General features: G+C 55.6%; 20 protein-coding genes. 8 read left to right on the plus strand and 12 right to left on the minus strand.

Annotation, left to right across the window (positions count from 1 at the left end):
- Positions 1-283: 283 nt before the first annotated feature.
- Both AAIH70_RS25230 and AAIH70_RS25235 read right to left on the minus strand, forming a co-directional pair.
- Positions 284-1498: a CmpA/NrtA family ABC transporter substrate-binding protein gene (locus tag AAIH70_RS25230; protein WP_430036255.1), complete on the minus strand. Its 1215-nt coding sequence runs from the start codon at positions 1496-1498 to the stop codon at positions 284-286.
- Positions 1495-2097 (minus strand): ANTAR domain-containing response regulator, encoded by a 603-nt coding sequence (locus AAIH70_RS25235; protein ID WP_430036443.1) that lies wholly within the window; start codon positions 2095-2097, stop codon positions 1495-1497. Before AAIH70_RS25235 ends, AAIH70_RS25230 begins: the two co-directional genes overlap by 4 nt.
- 430 nt (positions 2098-2527) lie before the next feature.
- Between AAIH70_RS25235 and AAIH70_RS25240 the strand changes: the two genes are divergently transcribed.
- Positions 2528-3163 carry a hypothetical protein gene (locus AAIH70_RS25240; RefSeq protein ID WP_430036257.1) on the plus strand — a complete coding sequence of 212 codons (636 nt, stop codon included), beginning with the start codon at positions 2528-2530 and terminating at the stop codon, positions 3161-3163.
- Positions 3164-3569: 406 nt separating this feature from the next.
- Here the strand turns inward: AAIH70_RS25240 and AAIH70_RS25245 are convergent, their stop codons facing one another.
- The 3 genes from AAIH70_RS25245 to rnk form a co-directional block, all read right to left on the minus strand.
- Positions 3570-4463, minus strand: coding sequence for a DMT family transporter (locus AAIH70_RS25245; protein ID WP_430036259.1), 894 nt, complete (start codon positions 4461-4463; stop codon positions 3570-3572).
- Between the two features lie 76 nt (positions 4464-4539).
- Positions 4540-5079: a nucleoside-diphosphate kinase gene (locus AAIH70_RS25250; RefSeq protein WP_430036261.1), complete on the minus strand. Its 540-nt coding sequence runs from the start codon at positions 5077-5079 to the stop codon at positions 4540-4542.
- A 145-nt stretch (positions 5080-5224) separates the two neighbouring features.
- Entirely contained in the window at positions 5225-5677 is a 453-nt protein-coding gene (gene rnk, locus AAIH70_RS25255) for a nucleoside diphosphate kinase regulator (protein ID WP_430036262.1), read from the minus strand.
- A 436-nt stretch (positions 5678-6113) separates the two neighbouring features.
- Here rnk and gdhA point away from each other — a divergent pair, with 436 nt between their 5' ends.
- The 3 genes from gdhA (at position 6114) to AAIH70_RS25270 (ending at position 9095) form a co-directional block, all read left to right on the plus strand.
- Positions 6114-7463, plus strand: a complete 1350-nt coding sequence (gene gdhA / locus AAIH70_RS25260; RefSeq protein ID WP_430036264.1) for an NADP-specific glutamate dehydrogenase — start codon at positions 6114-6116, stop codon at positions 7461-7463.
- Positions 7464-7740: 277 nt separating this feature from the next.
- A complete protein-coding gene (locus tag AAIH70_RS25265; RefSeq protein WP_430036445.1) occupies positions 7741-8466 on the plus strand; it encodes a pseudouridine synthase in 726 nt (241 codons plus the stop codon).
- Between the two features lie 317 nt (positions 8467-8783).
- On the plus strand, positions 8784-9095 hold the full coding sequence (locus AAIH70_RS25270) for a hypothetical protein (protein ID WP_430036266.1): 312 nt from the start codon (positions 8784-8786) through the stop codon (positions 9093-9095).
- 95 nt (positions 9096-9190) lie between these two features.
- On the opposite strand, the gene AAIH70_RS25275 is transcribed toward AAIH70_RS25270, so the two are convergent.
- The gene (locus tag AAIH70_RS25275; protein WP_430036268.1) at positions 9191-10324 is read right to left on the minus strand and encodes an HPP family protein; all 1134 of its coding nucleotides are present in this window, start codon (positions 10322-10324) and stop codon (positions 9191-9193) included.
- 32 nt (positions 10325-10356) lie between these two features.
- Positions 10357-11262, minus strand: coding sequence for a LysR family transcriptional regulator (locus AAIH70_RS25280; RefSeq protein WP_430036270.1), 906 nt, complete (start codon positions 11260-11262; stop codon positions 10357-10359).
- A 115-nt stretch (positions 11263-11377) separates the two neighbouring features.
- Here AAIH70_RS25280 and AAIH70_RS25285 point away from each other — a divergent pair, with 115 nt between their 5' ends.
- Positions 11378-12076, plus strand: coding sequence for a 5-formyltetrahydrofolate cyclo-ligase (locus AAIH70_RS25285; RefSeq protein ID WP_430036272.1), 699 nt, complete (start codon positions 11378-11380; stop codon positions 12074-12076).
- A gap of 686 nt (positions 12077-12762) precedes the next feature.
- On the opposite strand, the gene AAIH70_RS25290 is transcribed toward AAIH70_RS25285, so the two are convergent.
- Both AAIH70_RS25290 and AAIH70_RS25295 read right to left on the minus strand, forming a co-directional pair.
- The gene (locus AAIH70_RS25290; protein WP_430036274.1) at positions 12763-13227 is read right to left on the minus strand and encodes a group III truncated hemoglobin; all 465 of its coding nucleotides are present in this window, start codon (positions 13225-13227) and stop codon (positions 12763-12765) included.
- An 87-nt stretch (positions 13228-13314) separates the two neighbouring features.
- Positions 13315-13608: a DUF6522 family protein gene (locus tag AAIH70_RS25295; RefSeq protein WP_430036276.1), complete on the minus strand. Its 294-nt coding sequence runs from the start codon at positions 13606-13608 to the stop codon at positions 13315-13317.
- A gap of 204 nt (positions 13609-13812) precedes the next feature.
- On the opposite strand from AAIH70_RS25295, the gene AAIH70_RS25300 reads away from it, so the two are divergent.
- The gene (locus tag AAIH70_RS25300; protein WP_430036278.1) at positions 13813-14229 is read left to right on the plus strand and encodes a PLP-dependent transferase; all 417 of its coding nucleotides are present in this window, start codon (positions 13813-13815) and stop codon (positions 14227-14229) included.
- Here the strand turns inward: AAIH70_RS25300 and AAIH70_RS25305 are convergent.
- Entirely contained in the window at positions 14168-14713 is a 546-nt protein-coding gene (locus tag AAIH70_RS25305) for a helix-turn-helix domain-containing protein (RefSeq protein WP_430036280.1), read from the minus strand. The two genes, AAIH70_RS25300 and AAIH70_RS25305, sit on opposite strands and share 62 nt — an antisense overlap.
- Before the next feature lie 621 nt (positions 14714-15334).
- Between AAIH70_RS25305 and AAIH70_RS25310 the strand changes: the two genes are divergently transcribed.
- On the plus strand, positions 15335-15715 hold the full coding sequence (locus AAIH70_RS25310; protein WP_430036282.1) for an ArsR/SmtB family transcription factor: 381 nt from the start codon (positions 15335-15337) through the stop codon (positions 15713-15715).
- A complete protein-coding gene (locus tag AAIH70_RS25315; RefSeq protein ID WP_430036284.1) occupies positions 15712-16134 on the plus strand; it encodes a helix-turn-helix domain-containing protein in 423 nt (140 codons plus the stop codon). Before AAIH70_RS25310 ends, AAIH70_RS25315 begins: the two co-directional genes overlap by 4 nt.
- Before the next feature lie 181 nt (positions 16135-16315).
- Here AAIH70_RS25315 and scpB read toward each other — a convergent pair whose 3' ends face one another.
- Both scpB and AAIH70_RS25325 read right to left on the minus strand, forming a co-directional pair.
- On the minus strand, positions 16316-17026 hold the full coding sequence (gene scpB, locus AAIH70_RS25320; RefSeq protein WP_430036286.1) for an SMC-Scp complex subunit ScpB: 711 nt from the start codon (positions 17024-17026) through the stop codon (positions 16316-16318).
- Positions 17027-17028: 2 nt separating this feature from the next.
- Positions 17029-17982: a DUF1403 family protein gene (locus AAIH70_RS25325; protein WP_430036288.1), complete on the minus strand. Its 954-nt coding sequence runs from the start codon at positions 17980-17982 to the stop codon at positions 17029-17031.
- Positions 17983-18056: the final 74 nt, after the last annotated feature.

An 18056-nucleotide genomic window follows, 5' to 3' on the forward strand; every position in this document is an offset into this window, starting at 1 on the left:
TTGAAAAAACAAAAAAAAGCCGCTGGCCAGGCTGCACCTACACTTTACGTGTGCGCATATCCTGATCAGCGGCTTTGCTGGAGACGCCCCTCGTTGGACGCCAAACTCTTGGCCTGAAGGCCCGCTCATTTCTAAGCAAGACGCGTGCCAGACGGGCCTGAGTCATATGATTCAATGAGTTGGCACGCTGCGCTGTCGAAAGTAGGAAAAATATTGCGTTACGCGCGCAAGGTAACCGCCAAAAAATGTGCAGTGCGTGAAATTTAGGCCTGATATTTAAACACTACTTGGCCGCTTGCGCGGCAATATAGGCTTCGATCGCATCCGGATCGAAAAGGCTACCGTCGAAAAATCCGTCAGGCCCGAGGCTCAGCGCGCCGGATGAGCCGACAGGCGTCTCTTTCATTAAAGCGCCTTCTACCTTGGAACTCGCGGAAGGCATGGCAACGCCGCGCGCGTTCAATGCAGCTCGGTAGATGTCCGGACGATAGGTCTCTGCGGCGATCTGCTGCAATGGGGCACTGTGGCGGACCTGTCCCCAGCGCACCATCTGCGTGTAGAACCAGAGCGCATGGCTCTTCCAAGGGAATGTCGCGGCCTTCGCATGCGGCACGAAGAAATCGTTGACAGAGCGCGTCTCACCGCCACCGATGGGTAGGTTTCCTGTTATAGCAGGCAGCAATAGCTCCTTATCGCGACCAACATATGCTGGCTTCGCCAGAACTTCCGCCAGCTCTAGATGGTTTTCCGGCTGGGCGCACCAGCGCGATGCCTCATCAAGCGCAACGATCAGGGCCGACAACGCTTCGGGATGAGCCTCAGCCCATCGAGCGTTCACGCCCAATACCTTTTCCGGGCTGGACTTCCAGATCGCCGCCTTAACCGTCGCTAGATGCGCACCCCGCTTCAGAACGCCGAACGAGTTCCAAGGCTCGCCAGCGCAATAGCCGTCAATGATCCTTTCAGCCAGCGCATCCCCCATATCAGGCGGCGGCAGAACGACAATTTCGACGTCACGGTCAGGATCGATGCCACTTGCCGCAAGCCAGTAGCGCAGCTCGTAATTATGTCCGGAAAAGGGGTGGACAACACCGAGACGCAGCGGCCCCTCCTGCCTGCGCTCGATAACACGGCGCAGGGCAATGCCGTTGTTGCGCGCGTCGAGATCTGCATTAGCGCCGTGGCCGGCAATCGACTGCCAAAGGTCAGCGGAGACAGTGACAGCATTGCCCCCAAGCCCCAGAGCCATCGGTACGATCATCTCTGGCGCTGGTGCGCTCAGACCCAGATTGCAGGCAATTGGCATTGGGGCCAGGATGTGGGCGACATTGAAATGGCTAACTGCCAGCCGATCGCGGATCGACGCCCAGGATCGCTCCCTCATGAGCGAAAGATCAATTTCATTCTGCTCGGCAAAACCCTTCTCCTTGGCAACAACCAGAAGCGCACTGTCAAGCAACGGTACGAAACCGGCGGTGATCTCGTATCTGGTCGTCATTCGTTGGCTCCCGGGTCGAGAAGGCTTGCAGCGGTTACAAGGCTCTGGGCAATCTCGACGATCTTGCGGTTCTGATTCATCGCTGTCTTACGCAGAAGCGCATAAGCCGCATCTTCGGATAGGCCGCGCGAACGCATTAGCAGGCCTTTCGCGCGATCAATGATCTTGCGGTTTTCCAGCTCGCCGCGAGTTTCCTCCAGCTCTCGTGAGAGGCGTGAAAATGCATTGAAGCGACTGATTGCCATCTTGAGGATGGGGCGCACCCGCTCTTGCTTCAGCCCATCGACGATGTAGGCCGATACGCCTGCTTCCACGGCCGCCTCGATGGAAGCTTCATCGGATCTGTCGACGAACATAGCAATCGGGCGCTGCACGGCGCGCGATATCTGGAAGAAACTCTCCAGCATGTCGCGGTTCGGGTTTTCCAGGTCAATGACGATGACGTCAGGATTGAGTTCGGAAATTCGTCGCGCAAGGCCATGCATGTCCTCGATCAACGTTACCTCATCATAGCCGCCTTCGCGTAGGCCCTCTTCGATGATTGACGCACGAATGCGATTCTCATCGATGACCAGAACGCTGAGACTACGAGGTTTCATAAGATCAACATCAACCGGTTTGCTGCGAGTGGCCGTATTCACAAACGATACACAAACGCCAATGATCGATACCATCGTCTAAATCAAGCGACAAATTTTTGCCTGCGACAACGCTTGGCTGAGGACGTGACGATGTCGAAGCGATCTTGAACTGGCCACATTGGGTCAATTGTTATCCGCCCTGACTGCCAGAAATCCTGCTGGAACGAGCAAGCCGTTTAACCACGATCCGGTAGAGCAGACCCTATTTGCGGATCGCACAATTGTCGTTGCGCTCAGCAATATCGACTTTTATTGATGATCCTCACCCTCATCTGGCGCTCTATAGCGCGATGCATCGCCTCTTGCGCGAAGACGGTGCTGAATAAGTTAATGAACGACTTTTAGTCGTTGCTATCATCCTCCACGAGCAAGAGAACTATGGATTCTCATGGTCATTCTCAACGTTTATGGGAAGCAAGATTTCAATCAGATGGGGCATAGGCTACCTTCCTTTCGAACACGGGGGATGGATGTGAGGGAAATTGGCTTTTCTGTTGGGGTAGCGGTGCTGTTGACCTTTGCGTCCCTGCTGGTCCTATTTTTATATCCGAAACTGCCCGCTCGCCATCGAGACGACGAGACCAACACGGTTGTGAGGCTTGTCGCAAACATTTTTGTGGTCGTCGCGTCACTGGCCTTTGGGCTCATCATGAATTCATCTAAGAACACGTTCGAAAGCGTCGACGCGAGCGTCCACACGTTTGCGACGAAGCTTATCCTTCTGGATCTTGGACTCAGAAGCTATGGTCTTGAAGGTGATCAGGCCAGATCAGCCCTTCGGACGTATGTTGAAGGAGCCGTCGAGCAGCAGCACCATGTATCGGTTTCTGGCCCGGGCGCTGCAGCGGCACAAGGCAGATTACAGTCTTTGGGGCAAGCTCTGTACGGACTCGAAACGCGAGACGCCTTTCATCATGATCTGGCGGGCTCGCTGCAAGATCAGTATGCCAAGATCGTTGAGCAGCGGTGGAGCATTGTTGAAAGTGCAACATTCTCGATATCCTCGCGGCCTTCCCGGATGTGAGGCAAAGGACGGTCGAGTGCGTGGGCGGTCCCGACGCCGTCTAAGGAATGTCAGTGATCACGCAGCATTTGCTCAGCGCCGTGGTTCCTAGCGAAAGCAAAAAGGGTGATGTCTCTCCGTTAAGAGCGAAGCTTTCCATGCGTCCGGCCGTCCTCAAACTCTTCATCAGTGCCCCTTTTACTGGATCACTTTAATCTCGCCGTGCCGCGCAATGTGGGGGCAAAATGTTCCTGATTAGCTGCTGAACCACGTCTCGCCGCCCCGGCAGGAGTGCAGCATCCGTGACCAGAAAATATCAACGCGTATGCAGATACAAATTGTCAGCCAAACGTCAAAGCTATTGGGGAAAAAGTGATCCAGAACTCAATGCGGCATGCTTGAGCCAGATATCTACGATGCTGCGCTTTCACAGCATCGCTCTCCTCCGCTCCACCATCACCGCACGATAGTTAGAAAACAGGATCATCCCACCTCCGAGGAAGACCCAGACATCGATGGCTTCGGCATAGGCGTAGTAGCCGACAAGGGCGGCCATCGGCACGCGTAGGAAATCAATTGGCATGACGACTGATGCGTCAAGTCGTTTCAGAGCCTGGGCCTGGCAGTAGTGGGCGGCAAGCGCGCCGATGCCGGCGACCAACATCCAGGGAATGTCGGTGAAGCTTACGGGACGCCAGTCTGTCAGAGAGGCGAGGAAGCCGAGTGGCAGTTGGATGAGGATCATCCAGACGACGATGGCGCCCGGCGAAACTTCACGCGTAAGCTGCTTCACGAGGATCAGCGAAAGACCGTAGCCGGCGGCGGCGATCAGCACCAGGCCGGCCGCCGGATCTACCATGCCGACGCCTGGACGGACGATGACAAGGACGCCAACAAATCCGCCGACCGTGGCAAGGATCCGCGACCTTGTCAGTTGTTCCTTCAAGAAGAGGAAGGCGAAAAATGCGACCCAGATCGGCATGGTGAATTCCAGCGCGAAGACTGAAGCGAGTGGTAGCATCACGATTCCGATTGTCCACAGATATTGGGCAAAGAAGTGCACCACATTTCGCATGACATGCAGCCGGATCAGCTTGCCGTTGCGCAACTCTGGCAGCAGCGCGCGCCCCAACGCCAGGATAACGAAGAGGCCGACAAGCGCACGGAAAAACAGCACCTGTTGGATGGACAGGGTGCCCGCAAGCTCACGCGAGCCGACCGACATACCGATGAACGAGATCATGCTGAGTCCCATCCAGAATAGCCCTTGCATGAACGCCGCACGACGCAAGTCCTTCGTAGGGGGAGAGTTGTTCGACATGTTCGTCTTCTTTCTGTTCTTTTGCAGACGCGCGCTGCAGGTCGTGCGCGCGTCTTTCTCGGCGACTCAGAGCAGCTCAAGCGGCCGACGGTCCCGGATCATCGTAATCATCCGGCGCGCCGGGAACTGAACAACGTGTCTGGCTGGTGTCGCCGGATACAACACGCAACAGGGGCTGCCGCCGGGCGGGGACGGTGCCTTGACCGAGCGCTTGGCGTTCGCGACGCGACGCCTCCGGCTGGTATTCCACCTTTTCGAGCAGAACCCGCTCGTCGACACCGCCTGCATTGGTCAACAATATGTCCTGACCTTCGACAAGCCCAAGAAGAGCCAGACCACGTAGTGTAGTGATGGGCAGAAACATACCGATCGGCGCGGTCACCTGGCCCGTGGAAAGCACTCTGGTATCGCTTTCACCACCGTTGACGCGATACCTAACTCGGCTGTTGATGCTAGCAATTCCGCCCGGCAAATCTTCGCGGAACACGACGACTGCCCTCCCTATCTTGCGCTGGATTAGCGACACCAGCAGATCGTAGCGGCCGAGCGGGTGGTCGCACATCGCCTCCAGAATCGTGAAATCCTTCGTTGTGAGGATGAAATTATCATTAGGCATATCGCAGTTCTCCCTTACTCCGCATTGGAGCACGCACATGATCATGAACGGAGATCCCCTGCCCGCGTAAGGCGGCGCAGGGGCGACTATCCTGCGATAATACAGCCTCCACAGACGTAGAGGCGGCAGGGCAGCGGACACCGCATCATGATGCGGGCCGAAGTGTCACGGAGGCCGTGGCAGCTACGGAGCTTGCAGCCGGTGCTTCAACCGCTTCAACGGTGAGGCGGTGGACTTGACCGTCACGAGCGGTCCAGCCGATCGACTGCCCTGCGGAAAGGCCAATGAGTGCCGCGCCAATCGGAGTAAGGACCGAGACCTTGCCGGCCGCGATATCTGCTTCTCCGGGGAACACGAGCGTGACAGTGCGGTCTTGGCCCAGATCGCTTGTGAAACGTAGGGTGGAACCCATACGGATTACGGCAACGCCGATTTTGCCATCCTCAACGATGCGGGCGCGGTCGAGCTCAGCCAGGAGCTCGTCGGAAACCTTGGGATGGCGTGCAGCATGCGACTCGGCAAGCCGTGAAAGCCGTTCGTGATCGTAACGGGTTACGACGATGGCCGGCTTGCGGTGGGTCTTTTTTTCGGGAGCCATTGCTGGTTTCCATTACGTATGGGAGCGGCGCATCTAACGCTGCAGTCAATAGAATATATGGGATAATTGTCGCCTCTGTGGGCTGCTTTAACCGTCTTGCGGAAAGCTGCCTATGCCCCTCGACCGGGGCGCGACACGACCGGGCCGGGGGTCATATGCCTGCGATAAGGCATACTCGCTTGAGATTAATTTGGGGGGGCTCGATCAACATGAATTGAACATGGCCTCGCTAAGCGTGGAAGTCAAGCAAAGCGTTCTTCACTTCGGTTGCTGGCGGTTTAACCCTGGCGGACCACCCAGTCTATTTTACAGGCATTAAAATATTCGCCTCGAAAAACCAATCTCGTTCGGAATTTATTCCATTTTGCATAAGTTTTGAGCTATCACCCGGTCAGCCGCCTGTTAATCAGGCAATAATCGAGACTGGAGAAGAAGATTGGCGCATTTGGACGAGAAGCTTGAACCTATCCTGGCAGAAGTGCTGCGACGCAATGCCGGCGAACTGGAATTCCACCAGGCAGTGCGTGAAGTTCTCGAAAGCCTCGGCCGGGTTATCTCGAAACATCCCAATTACGCCTGTAATTCTCTCATCGAGCGCATTTGCGAACCCGAACGGCAGATCATCTTTCGCGTGCCCTGGGTAGACGATACGGGACAGGTACAGATAAACCGCGGTTTCCGTGTTCAGTTCAACTCTGCGCTCGGCCCCTATAAGGGCGGCATCCGTTTCCATCCTTCCGTGAATGTAGGCATTGTTAAATTCCTTGGCTTTGAGCAGACTTTCAAGAACGCTTTGACGGGCATGCCGATCGGCGGCGGCAAGGGCGGGTCGGATTTCAATACACGCGGCCGCTCGGACAGTGAAATCATGCGGTTTTGCCAATCTTTCATGACTGAACTCCATCGTCATATTGGCGAGTACACCGATGTGCCCGCCGGCGACATCGGGGTCGGCGGTCGAGAGATCGGCTACATGTTTGGCCAGTACAAGCGACTTACTAACCGTTACGAGGCGGGCGTACTAACCGGCAAAGCGTTGTTCTACGGCGGCTCAAGAGCGCGCAGGGAAGCGACCGGATATGGTGCGACCTATTTTGTCGAGCGCATGCTAGCGACGAAAGGCCACAACTTCGAAGGCAAACGCGTGGTGGTCTCGGGCTCCGGCAACGTTGCCATCTATACCATGGAAAAGGTCATGGAATTCGGGGGCAAGATTGTCGCGTGCTCGGATTCTGGCGGCTATGTCATCGATGAGAATGGCATCGACCTCGATCTTGTAAAAGAGATCAAGGAAGAGCGTCGCGGTCGGATTTCAGAATATGCTGGTTTTAGGGGCGCTGGCAGCCGTTTCGTCGAGGGCGGTTCGATCTGGGACGTGGCTTGTGATGTCGCAATGCCGTCCGCGACCCAGAACGAATTGACCGGGCGGGATGCCAAGGCACTGATCCGGAACAAGGTCATTGCGGTCGGCGAAGGCGCCAACATGCCAACCACGCCGGAAGCGGTGCGACTTTTTCAGGAAGCAGGGGTATTATTTGCGCCGGGCAAGGCTGCCAATGCAGGGGGCGTCGCAACGTCGGCGTTGGAAATGCAACAAAATGCTTCGCGGGATAGCTGGACTTTCGAGCAAACAGAAAAGCGCTTGGCAACCATCATGCACAATATCCATGATACCTGCGCTGCGACCGCCGAAGAATACGGCGCGCCGGGCGACTATGTGCTTGGCGCCAACATCGGCGGCTTCGTCCGCGTAGCTGAGGCGATGGATGCGCTGGGCATTATCTGAACACTCGTGATGGCAGCTGTCGGCGAAACATGCGTCGACAGGTTTGACTTCTGGTATCCGCTGACGCAAAAACGTCCAATGGCAACGTTTTTGATCCAACTCCCCAGAGAGCCTCAACGCTCAAAAAACGGCCCTCGGCCCGAACGCAGGTAAATCCTGGTTTGCGTTCGGGGGGCCAGGATCATGCAGTTCCCTAAACGATAGCAGTGGCTGGTGCCTCTCGCTAAATTTTTTCGGCTTCAATATCTTGACCAGAAAACCCCTTGCACCCTGCGGTATGCGGGTAACGCTTCCGCGAGCGCTGTCCAAACTTGGGCACTGTTCGCGAACTCAGGCCGAGCGACTGATTGCCGAGGGCCGGGTTAAACTTAATGGCCATCGTGCCATAGACCCCTCGATATGGGTCGATCTAATATCGGATCAGATCGCGGTCGATGGAGAATCTATTTCGGCATCGCCCAAGCTTTACATCATGATGAACAAGCCCCGCGGTGTGGTTACCACGCGTGATGATCCCGCCGGTCGTGCTACGGTATTTGACTGCCTCAAGCCTCAGGACATCCCCTTTATTTCGCCGGTCGGCCGCCTGGACAAGGCTAGCGAAGGCTTGCTGTTGTTTACCAATGACACGGTACTCGCCCAGCGGCTTCTCGATCCTATCACGAATGTTCCCAAGATCTATCACGTCCAGGTCAGGGGAGAAATTGGCACTCCTGAACTTGAGCAGATGATTTTTGGCATTCCCAGCGACGGTGAACTCCTCCGTGCCACCTCCGTTGACGTATTGCGTCACGGAAGCAAGAATGCCTGGATCGAGGTCGAACTGCGCGAGGGTCGATACAGGCAAATCCGCAGAATGCTGGAAGGCGTTGGACTGGACTGTCTGCGCCTGGTCAGGATAGCGGTCGACACGCTGCGACTGGGTGACTTACAAAAAGGAGACAGCAGGCCTCTCACGACCTCCGAAATCGTCTCACTGCGCAAGCGCGCAGCTCTCAAATAATAAACGTTAACATCTCACTTTTTGAACGCCAAGCCGGCGCTTGCCGCTAGTATCGGGCAACTCAGATTGTGACTGAAGATGATCCAGGCCTGCGAGTTCGGAAACCCGACGGTTCTTGTTACCGGACAGGAAAGCAATAGAGCTTCTATCCTCGGTACCTGAACGACAATGGAGATTTGCCGAAAAAAGCACCGCTTCGCCGTGGAAATCGCCACGTCATCATCAACGGCGTTCAACCGAGCTTTAGATGCAGGGCCTTAAGATGGCATGAGGATTGCAGGGGATGGATACCTGCATATCGCTCGGCGGCGCCAATCATGTTCCACCCTCTAATGACCTGTCTTCTCCTAAGCGTCGCGGCCGGTTTGAGCATGCGGCGATTTCTCCTGCCGTATTTTCCCGACGGCGACGCGGCAGAAAAGCGTGCACCTGTGACAATGGTGGCGAGTGCTGTCTTCCTGGCAGCGATTGCCTTCACGGTCTCCGATCAAAATCTCTGGGCAATGCCCATCGTTCTGACATTCAGCGTCTGGCTTGCGTCATTTCTCGACGATTTCAAGCCGAACATGACGATCGCCATCTCCGTCGTCAGCTTGGCAACCTATCTCGGCCTCCGGTCGGTTCAGTGATCTCAGCTTGCCGCGCACGGCCATTTTCGATATCGCGCGTCTTGGTATCTCTCGATACATTTGGCGTCACCCCGAGCGCTTCGAAGTCACCATGCTCAAAGGTCAATCGCCGCTGGCTGATGCGGCCCTTCTGGAAGCGACCGCGCGACGGCACTCAAAAGGTCGGTCTGGGAAATTAGCCCGATAATGTGGCTCTGCTCATCGACGACGATCACCGCATGTGTTCGGCCGTCCGTCAGGACAGGAAGCAGGCTTAGGGCTCGATCGGCAGCAGAAGCGGTGGTTGGCAGAGAGACAAGTTCCTTCAAGGGTCCTTCTCCCATCACCAGTTCTCTCAAACCGACAGTTCCGATCAGTTGTCCGTTTTGATCCTTGACCGGCAGAGTTCGGATATTATGTTTGAGAAGCAACGCTCGCGCCTGTTCGATGGTGGCATCGATTCCGACCGCAACAACATCGCGCGACATGATGTCGGCACATTTGATCCCGTCATTGGAACGGGCGACCGCCTCGTACTCCACGCGGCGAAGCAATCGTCCAAGGTCAGTGCGGTCAATATCGAATGTCTCGTGGAGCGCCTCAAGCGCGGCGTCGATATCTTCGTCACGAAACCCGGTCCTCTCGGCCGGAGGAAGGTCTGCTGTTAGATGACCGCTCACCGTGGGCGTTGCGACATGTGGATAGTTATGCCGGGAGAGCTTGTGGAACAGCAGTCCCACTGCAACAAGGATGCAAGAGTTCAGGGCAACCGGAACGAACGGAAACAGCAGACCCCAGCTTGCGACAGCAGGTCCACCGAGGACGGCTGTCAGGGCTGCCGCCCCGCCAGGTGGATGGAGACATCGGGTGAAGGACATTGCCGCGATTGCCAATGACACGCCCACACCGGTAGCAATGATCGGGTCGCTGATAAGACTGGCGGCAAGCACCCCCATGATGGCAGAAATCGTGTTGCCTCCGATGATCGACCATGGCTGGGCGAGCGGGCTTGCCGGAACGGCAAACAGCAGCACAGCCGAGGCGCCCATCGGCGCGACAATCAACGGCAGATGTGAACCTTTTCCGAGCAGGTAGCTGCAAATCAGACCTGTCAGCGCGATCGCCGCGAGAGCGCCAAGGCATGCCAGCAGCCGATCGCGCAACGTTGCGCCAGCAAGAATGGGTCGGAACAACCATAGTGAAAGAAGCGCGCGCTTCTGGGCCGCTCCTCGGGGATCTGAAGGGGACATTGATTACCTGATAGAAAATTGTGTTGGCGGGTTCAGGAAGGAGAAAGGGAAGCGTAGAGCGGAGGCGTTGACGCCAGAAGCATATCCTCAAATCCGCAAAGCGGATCAGACCTCCGGTCATTTCGGGAAATGAGCAGTGTGTCTACCGCACCAAGGGAATGTACAACGATATCGGCGGTCCAATGCATGCCTTCAAGGACAGAGCGCGGTATGACACCCATTGCGTGTCCCGCAACGACGTGGGCGAGAATGGAGTGATAGGAGGTCAATTCCACGGTCGGAACGTCGGCTCCCAATTTCACCCAACGCTCGGCAATGCGGCGATAAGTACAACCTGGTTCTAAAGCGGCAAGAGCCGTCAGCCGAATATCGCCGGCGTCGCGGAGCGGAGGATGGTTGGACGGCAGGATCAGAAGCAACTCTTCTTGAAAGACCCTTGTCGCGTGAAGCGGATGCTGCTCACGCCCAAGTATCCCTGCCCATTCTTTCTGATCAGGCGGTTGAGCGATGAGAGCGCAATCGAGTTCGTCGGCAATCACCGCCTTTGCCAATTCCTGCGTTGCGCCAAGCGTCAAACGCACTGTCACCTTTGGCCAGGCCTCATTAAAGGTTGCAAGCACCGGCGGCAGGCGGCTTGCTGCCGTGCTTTCCATCGTGCCCACTCGCAACGTCTCCCCCTGATTTTCTTTCCTGAGCGCAAGACGAGCCTCAGTGGCGAGAGCGACCATTTTCTTCGCGTAGCCCAGTAAAATTTGTCCTTCCCGGGTCAGGGTCATCTTCTTTCCCTCCCTGCTGAAAAGCAAAGCGCCAACTTGCTCCTCAAGAAGCTGGATACGTGTTGTTATATTCGAGGGTGCCCGACCAAGCTGCTTCGCCGCGCGCGTGACGCTCGTCTCGTCGGCGACGATAAGAAAAATATGCAATGAGATTGGGTCCAAAAAAGTCACCAAATGAAGAATGGTATTGCCTTATTATTCTCCATGAGCGAACATCACGCAAGCCGGAGATGACGGTTTGAAGCCCGTAAATGCATAAATAGAAATGAAATGTCAGATGAACGACGAAAATCAGAATGACAATCCTGATCACTTCTCCTCGCCTGCCTGTTTTATGCATGAAGTCGATCCAGCCTATATGGGACTGGAGGGTAATGGTGAAACGGTCAAGGAATGGCGCAAAGGTGAGCGCCGCCGTCTGATCGATCATCGTGCCAGTTTTAACGCAGAAGAGCGCGACCAGAAATCCTTGCGGATCCGGCAAAACCTTGACCGGCTTTTGCCTGAAGTCACTGGGCGCACTGTCAGTATCTACTGGCCATTTCTGGGCGAACCTGATCTTCGCGGTTGGTTGACAGCGGCTTCAGTCCGTGGCGCAACATGCCTGTTGCCGGTGGTGTCTGAAAAGGGCAAGCCTCTCACGTTTCGATCCTGGCGGATTGGCGAGAAATTAACGCGCGGTGTCCTAAACATCCCTGTTCCGCTGCACGGTGATGAACGCCAACCGGATATCGTCATCGCCCCGGTTGTCGGGTTTGACGCGCAATGTTACCGGCTCGGGTTCGGAGGCGGATATTTTGATCGAACGCTCGCTGTGCTCCATCCAAAGCCTGTTGTGATCGGCGTCGGGTTTGACTTCCAGCAGATCGAGACGATCCGTCCTCAGGGTCATGACATTCCCATGGATGCGATCGTCACCGATACTGACATCCGGTTTCGCCAAGGCTTTGATACCCTTTTCGCTTGGAAATTCTAGGGCTAGCTGATGAGTTCTCTTAGCGTTACCTCACTTGTTCCAGTCTGTCTAACGGCGGTCATTGCGCTCAGCTGGAACCCATTTCTGATCCTTTACCGAAACAATGCCCTTGCTGTGCGTACACCTGTCATGACGACGCTCGCCGCCAGCCTGGCATTGTCGGCGTTGACCTTCACTTATTCCAACTTGGGAGCAACGACCGGGAGCCTCGTGTTTGCGACCGGCCTGATGCTCTCGATACCGTTGCGCGGCAATCTACGGCATGAGATCGGCATAGCCCTCTCAGCCGTGTGCCTTTTTGTGTGTTTTTCAATACGGAACGGCGTTCAGGTATAGGAGCGAGCAATGCTTACGGATCACAGGCCATCAAAAGGAATTTGGTTGCACTGGTATGCGTGGTACCCCGTCTTGCCAGCGGACGATACACTATGTTGGCTGGAGATCGTGTTCCGGCGAAAGGCGGCCACTGGTAGGTGGGAGTATCGATCAACGCGGTCTGAACGAGAACGGCTTCTGGCTCAAGCTGGCATTCCTGTCTCTCCTGGAGCTTGAGTTAAAGGTCCAGCCTGTCGTTCTTCAGGCCAGGCATCTCATCGATCTCGAGAGTACGCCGGCATGCAAAATGGCAATAGCTAATGGCAGTAGCTCGGCGACCTAGGCGCGAACAACCGCGAAATTTTTGCCAGTTATGACCGCCGGTTAGGGTCATCCAGTGCTGGATTGTAAAATAACGACAGCGTCAGGCTTTGGGCGATACGCTGCGCCGTCGCCATAAACCATACCTTGGCTTCTTCATTCGTGACGACGTCGTCCAGCGTTTTTTCAAACAGTTCCAGCCATTGTGGGAATAGTTCTGGCGTCAGGTTGGCCACACTTAAATGGGCCTGAACGGGTTTCCCCCCATATGTGCCGTCTCGGAAGGCAACCGCCGACCAGAAGCTTTTCATTTTCAGGGTGTGTTCCGACCAGCGCCCTGTAAGTCGTGCGTTGAAAACGGGACCGAGTTCGGGATGCTCTACTACACGTGCGTAAAAAGTATCGACTACGTTGCTGATCAAGGCGCGGTCGATGCCGAGCGCGTACATTTCCTCATCCGCCCGATTGCGAACCTCGGCGTTTTGAGCGGCGCGTGCTTGCAATTCATTTTCCATTCAACCACCAAAGCGCTGCGTTGTTTGCAGCATATGCCTGCTCCCTGTCATCCGCAAACGTAGTGCAGATTCCTTTGAAGATGGCAGTCATTGACGCGGTGACCGTTTCGACGATCTACCTTTAAGGAACGTCAACTCCTCATGCTGAACCTCATTTCCGACATCCAGGATTGCGCGCCATTGACGATTTCCGAAACGTAATGACAGACGCCTCGTCCCTGCGTGCTCATCCGAACCTATCTCCACGGAGCTAGTGACGAAACCTCGTTGGATAAAGTAGCGGAATTCCGACTGCGACACACCGAAGCGGGATGCGATCTCGCTCGAATCCAGGGTGAAATCTCCGTTTGGGCTGCACTCGACAAACAAATTCGTGTCCATTCATAAAGGCCAGTGCGGTAGAAAAATCTCCAAGAGAGAACGATTGCTTATTGTCATTCCTATATCAAGAATTAATATCGGTATTTGGAGATTTGTAGTGGCTGGGCCTCCGAAAAGACAGTCAGGCTGCCGACTGAGGAAGGCAGAAATTTTGGATCCATTTTTGTCAGCTACATCATAAATAATCGGATTGGAATTTCGCAGATGACAGATATCAGAACGATTGCAGCATCGAACGGCATCGCCGACGACACCGCTTTCTGTGCTGTGACGGCTCCCATCTACCTATCCAGCAACTTCGCGTTTCGGAAATTCGAACAGGCGCAGGAGTACGAATATTCCCGCACCTCCAACCCAACGCGGGACCTGCTCTCCGATACGCTGGCTAAGCTTGAGGGCGGAGCGGGAGCGGTGGTGACATCCTCCGGAATGGCGGCCGTGAATCTAATCCTCAGTCTTTTAAAACCCGGCGAACGCGTCATTGCGCCTCACGACTGTTACGGTGGAACATATCGGTTGCTCTGCGCCTTGTGCGACCGTGGCCATTTTGAAGTGGAGTTCACTTTGCCCTTGGCGGGACCTGCGGCGATATCTGCCACAGCGGCGGGGAAGTTTTTTTAAATGCTCCGGCCGCCTCGGCATCCTGCGCATGATGTCTTGGGCGAGCCGAGAGCTTGCGATAGCCCATGGCACGCACTTCGCGGCCCAAGGTCTCCTCGCTCACCGAGATGCGGAAGTCTTCCCAAATCCACTGAGCCAGATCACACAGACGCCAGCGAGCGATGCCATCCAGGTACGGGGTCGGTCCGCGCTCTATGGCTTGCGCCAAAGCCGTTCGCTGTTCATCGTTCAGGAGAGAAGGCTTGCCCGGGGCCTTGCCGTTGATCAGGCCGTCGGGACCGCGTTCATTGAAGCGCACCACCCAGTCGCGCACGATCTGAACCGTCACACTGCCAAGCCGGGCGGCATCGGCGCGTGAGCCGCCGTCATAGATTGATGCGAGCGCCAGAAGCCGCCGCGCCTGATCGGCATCGCGTGTCTGCCGAGCCAAGCGCCGCAACCCGGCCCCGTCGAAGTCCGACCGCAATGAAAACGCTGAACCCATCGCAAACCTCCTGTTTGCGCCATCGATTCAGATTCGTTCGCTTTTGGGAATCCCAAGAGTCAACATCAGTGACGATTGGTATGACACCAGTCGCCTCAATGGAAAACTAACCGGAGCTTTCAAAGCTGGGATGCGAGCTCCGAAAGGGCGCCCAGAGGTAAAGCTCCCGTTACCAACGATGGCCCATTCTTCCTGTGTTTGTGCCACCTGTCCAAACTTGTCATTTTCACCTCATCGAGAAATTGGTCGGTCGCCTTCCCGCTTCGAAAGTTCACTGTTGCTATGGCTAGGTAACGTAAGCTTCGCGCAAGATCGATGCACAATACATGCGTTGTTCATGATAAACTAAAAAGCAGGTAGACGGTGATACAGGATTTCGAGATCATACTCGACTGGCAACAGCGCGGAATGAACGCCCGCATCCTTGGTCTACGTGTGGAGGAGTGTCCGCAGAAGGCTGGCCTAAAGATCCGCATTGATCCAATGAGTACTCTCAAAGCTGAAGCATGGGTGTTTGGTTGGTCAATCGAAGACACCATGAGGAGTGGTATTACACCAGCCGTAAGTCTGGTCTCACCATCTGATTATGTGTTGCATTCTTAAGCGGAGGTGCATTAATCTATGCTAACGGAAGATATCTGCTCGCACAGCGTTTCACGTTCTCATTCAGAGTTTGCTTTTCAAGCGTCGGCCGACGTCCTGCTCGCGCTGGCAAACAGGCAACGCCTTCGAATTCTCAAGCTGCTTTGTGACTCGGAATGGGACGTTACCTCGCTTGCACGTGCGATCAATATTTCGCAGCCCTCTCTTTCGCAACATTTAGCGAAGCTTAAAAGTTCAGGTCTCGTTGCCGGGCAACGGGATTCTACAACTATTCGCTACAGGTGTATTTCCCCTTTTGTGAAACAGGTCGTAGATGTGATCGAACGCGATTTCCCTGAGACGCGGGATAGACTCAGCCATGAGCGTGAATTAAAAAAATCACGGATGATGCTTGTATGAAATTTGTTCCGGATTCAGTTGACTTTGAAGTTGGCCATCGATTGAGGAAGCTGCGTCGGACAGCAGGGATGACACAAACTGAGCTTGGTAGTCACCTAGGCGTCACGTTCCAACAGATTCAGAAATATGAAAAAGGCGCCAATCGTATCGCCGCGAGCCGGATGCACGAGATCGCTCGCTTATTCGGGGTTCCGATTTCTATGTTCTTTGAGCCTGCGAAGGCGCTAGCAACTGCAGACGGTGATTTGGATATCAAAGATCCGGTAATTCATTTTGTCTCAACTGCTGAAGGAAAGAATTTGAACCTATCCTACTGGAAGCTTGCACCAAACTTGCGGCTAGAGGTGCGTCGTTTGTGCCAGGCGCTCGCCGATATGAGCCCTGAAGTGTATCCCTCCGCCGAAGGCCGTCTGCCGTGATTTGCTGATCGGCTTTAAGTCCATGCCTTATGTCATGCGCTACAGTCATTTCCCCCATTGGCATGTCAGCCTGAAAACCGCGCGTAGGGATATCAGCACGTTGCTCCATTCCAAGTTACTTGAGTACATCGGATCGCGGAGAAAAGGCCGTTATCGAACGAATTCACGATGAACAGGAATATCAGTCGGCATCATCGTCGTCCTGTCCGCCGGAAGTGAGGTCGGCGAGATCTTTGTTGGCAGCATTCGACGCAATCCGGCTGCTCAGAAGTCCAGCATCCTCAAGTGCCTCTATGTTGGGAAGGTCACGCAGTGTCTCAAAGCCAAACACTGACAAAAAGCGGGGTGTTGTCACATAGGTGTAGGGCGCGCCGGGTGTCGGACTTCTCGGCCCAGAAACGATAAAGCCCGCATCTCGCAGGCCGGCGATCGTGTCACGACTGACCTCTTTGCCGAAAATTTCTGACAGTTCAGCCCTGGTGATCGGCTGAAAATATCCCACCGCCGTCAACACCATGGTCTCGGTCTCGGATAGCGCTGGTGCAGTCGATCTCGCCGGAGCGGTCGAAATGCGAATTGTCTCAGCAAACCGCGGTCGGGTGCGATGCTGCCACCCACCCGCGACCGGCACGAGTTCATAGGGCCGATCCCGCAGCTCCTCCACCAGATCGTCGATCAGCAAGTCAATGCTGCAGTCCCTGCCCACGACGGCTGCCAGCATCTCTCGGCTGACTGGCTCAGCGGAAGCGAAAATTACTGCCTCGACCCGTAGCATCCATTCTCGCCACCGCAACTCCGATGGCAGATCGTCAAGCTCGCGATCGAAGAGAACGTCCTGCTTTCGGTCTCGCGACGCTCGCCTTTTGGTCTGAGTTGTCGAAGGTTTTGCCATATTCATAGCCCGAACATGCGGAATGATGAACGGCCGGAAACTTCTCGTACAGCCTCGAAACTCTCCAGTCGCTCAAACAGTCGAGTAGCTGCCCAGCGCGACAGATTGCAGCCCGGCGCCGAGGCCGAAATCGCGTCTTCATTGAGGAGCTTTTGGATAACCGCATCGCCCCCCTTGGTCCTCACTTTTGGCACTGCTGCCATTAACCGAGCGGCACGGCGATCAATATCGGCGGCAGATTGAAGCGCCGCCTCGACGCTGCTGACCAACGCCAAACAGATTGCCTTCGGATAAGCTGGCTCACCCGGCCGCACTCGGCCTCTTCCGCCGATGGTGCGGAATGCAGACCCGAACCGTACAGGTAGCAATAGTGGCACGGGTCTCGCCCATTTCAGCTTCCGGGCCAGTACGATGTCTGCCAAAGTCAGAGCCAGGACTTCTGCGTCCGGACGAAGAGCCATGATTGCGGATATCAGATCAGCAATAGCAAGAGGGGCGGCGCGCCCGGACTGGGTTGCCGCATCGGTGAGATCCACGATCGAGGACAGCTTCATGTCCCACCGGATCGACAGAAGCTCGACCAATTCGCTGACGAACGCAGTACCTGGCATGGCTGTTTGACGTGCCAGCATTCGTGTGGCTAAAAACAGCTTTCCGGCCGGCCCCGGATTCCCATCGGCCGGCGCTAGCAAAACGGCGTCGCGCAGCGCATCCTCTTCTTCATTCCGACCGAGCATGCGGGCAGCGACAGCAGCCGATTTAAGGGCTAGGCGATCGCGCCAGCAACCAATCCATCGAGGATCGGCGCAGATCAGATCGTCGAGGGATTTCAGGGCGATACCGGCGGCAAAGGCGGCATCAATTTCGTCGATGTCACGACCGCGCGCCAACGTCCAACCCGGCAGGTGAACTGACCATGTCGTTCGTTCAATTTGCGCTTTGGTGATCGAGTCCATGTCTGGCAGCATAAATCATGGGCGCGGTTTTTGCCACTAATATTGACTGAAACCGCACAGCCTGTCGTCGCCAA

The sequence above is a fragment of the Neorhizobium sp. BT27B genome (assembly GCF_050455485.1).
Taxonomy (GTDB): domain Bacteria; phylum Pseudomonadota; class Alphaproteobacteria; order Rhizobiales; family Rhizobiaceae; genus Neorhizobium.

What these genes read in the sequence shown, in the direction of transcription:
- AAIH70_RS25230 (WP_430036255.1), bottom strand. Translation starts at nt 1,498, where the DNA reads ATGACGACCAGATACGAGATCACCGCCGGTTTCGTACCGTTGCTTGAC.
- AAIH70_RS25235 (WP_430036443.1), bottom strand. Translation starts at nt 2,097, where the DNA reads ATGAAACCTCGTAGTCTCAGCGTTCTGGTCATCGATGAGAATCGCATT.
- AAIH70_RS25240 (WP_430036257.1), top strand. Translation starts at nt 2,528, where the DNA reads ATGGTCATTCTCAACGTTTATGGGAAGCAAGATTTCAATCAGATGGGG.
- AAIH70_RS25245 (WP_430036259.1), bottom strand. Translation starts at nt 4,463, where the DNA reads ATGTCGAACAACTCTCCCCCTACGAAGGACTTGCGTCGTGCGGCGTTC.
- AAIH70_RS25250 (WP_430036261.1), bottom strand. Translation starts at nt 5,079, where the DNA reads ATGCCTAATGATAATTTCATCCTCACAACGAAGGATTTCACGATTCTG.
- rnk (WP_430036262.1), bottom strand. Translation starts at nt 5,677, where the DNA reads ATGGCTCCCGAAAAAAAGACCCACCGCAAGCCGGCCATCGTCGTAACC.
- AAIH70_RS25265 (WP_430036445.1), top strand. Translation starts at nt 7,741, where the DNA reads ATGCGGGTAACGCTTCCGCGAGCGCTGTCCAAACTTGGGCACTGTTCG.
- AAIH70_RS25270 (WP_430036266.1), top strand. Translation starts at nt 8,784, where the DNA reads ATGTTCCACCCTCTAATGACCTGTCTTCTCCTAAGCGTCGCGGCCGGT.
- AAIH70_RS25275 (WP_430036268.1), bottom strand. Translation starts at nt 10,324, where the DNA reads ATGTCCCCTTCAGATCCCCGAGGAGCGGCCCAGAAGCGCGCGCTTCTT.
- AAIH70_RS25285 (WP_430036272.1), top strand. Translation starts at nt 11,378, where the DNA reads ATGAACGACGAAAATCAGAATGACAATCCTGATCACTTCTCCTCGCCT.
- AAIH70_RS25290 (WP_430036274.1), bottom strand. Translation starts at nt 13,227, where the DNA reads ATGGAAAATGAATTGCAAGCACGCGCCGCTCAAAACGCCGAGGTTCGC.
- AAIH70_RS25295 (WP_430036276.1), bottom strand. Translation starts at nt 13,608, where the DNA reads ATGGACACGAATTTGTTTGTCGAGTGCAGCCCAAACGGAGATTTCACC.
- AAIH70_RS25300 (WP_430036278.1), top strand. Translation starts at nt 13,813, where the DNA reads ATGACAGATATCAGAACGATTGCAGCATCGAACGGCATCGCCGACGAC.
- AAIH70_RS25305 (WP_430036280.1), bottom strand. Translation starts at nt 14,713, where the DNA reads ATGGGTTCAGCGTTTTCATTGCGGTCGGACTTCGACGGGGCCGGGTTG.
- AAIH70_RS25310 (WP_430036282.1), top strand. Translation starts at nt 15,335, where the DNA reads ATGCTAACGGAAGATATCTGCTCGCACAGCGTTTCACGTTCTCATTCA.
- AAIH70_RS25315 (WP_430036284.1), top strand. Translation starts at nt 15,712, where the DNA reads ATGAAATTTGTTCCGGATTCAGTTGACTTTGAAGTTGGCCATCGATTG.
- scpB (WP_430036286.1), bottom strand. Translation starts at nt 17,026, where the DNA reads ATGGCAAAACCTTCGACAACTCAGACCAAAAGGCGAGCGTCGCGAGAC.
- AAIH70_RS25325 (WP_430036288.1), bottom strand. Translation starts at nt 17,982, where the DNA reads ATGGACTCGATCACCAAAGCGCAAATTGAACGAACGACATGGTCAGTT.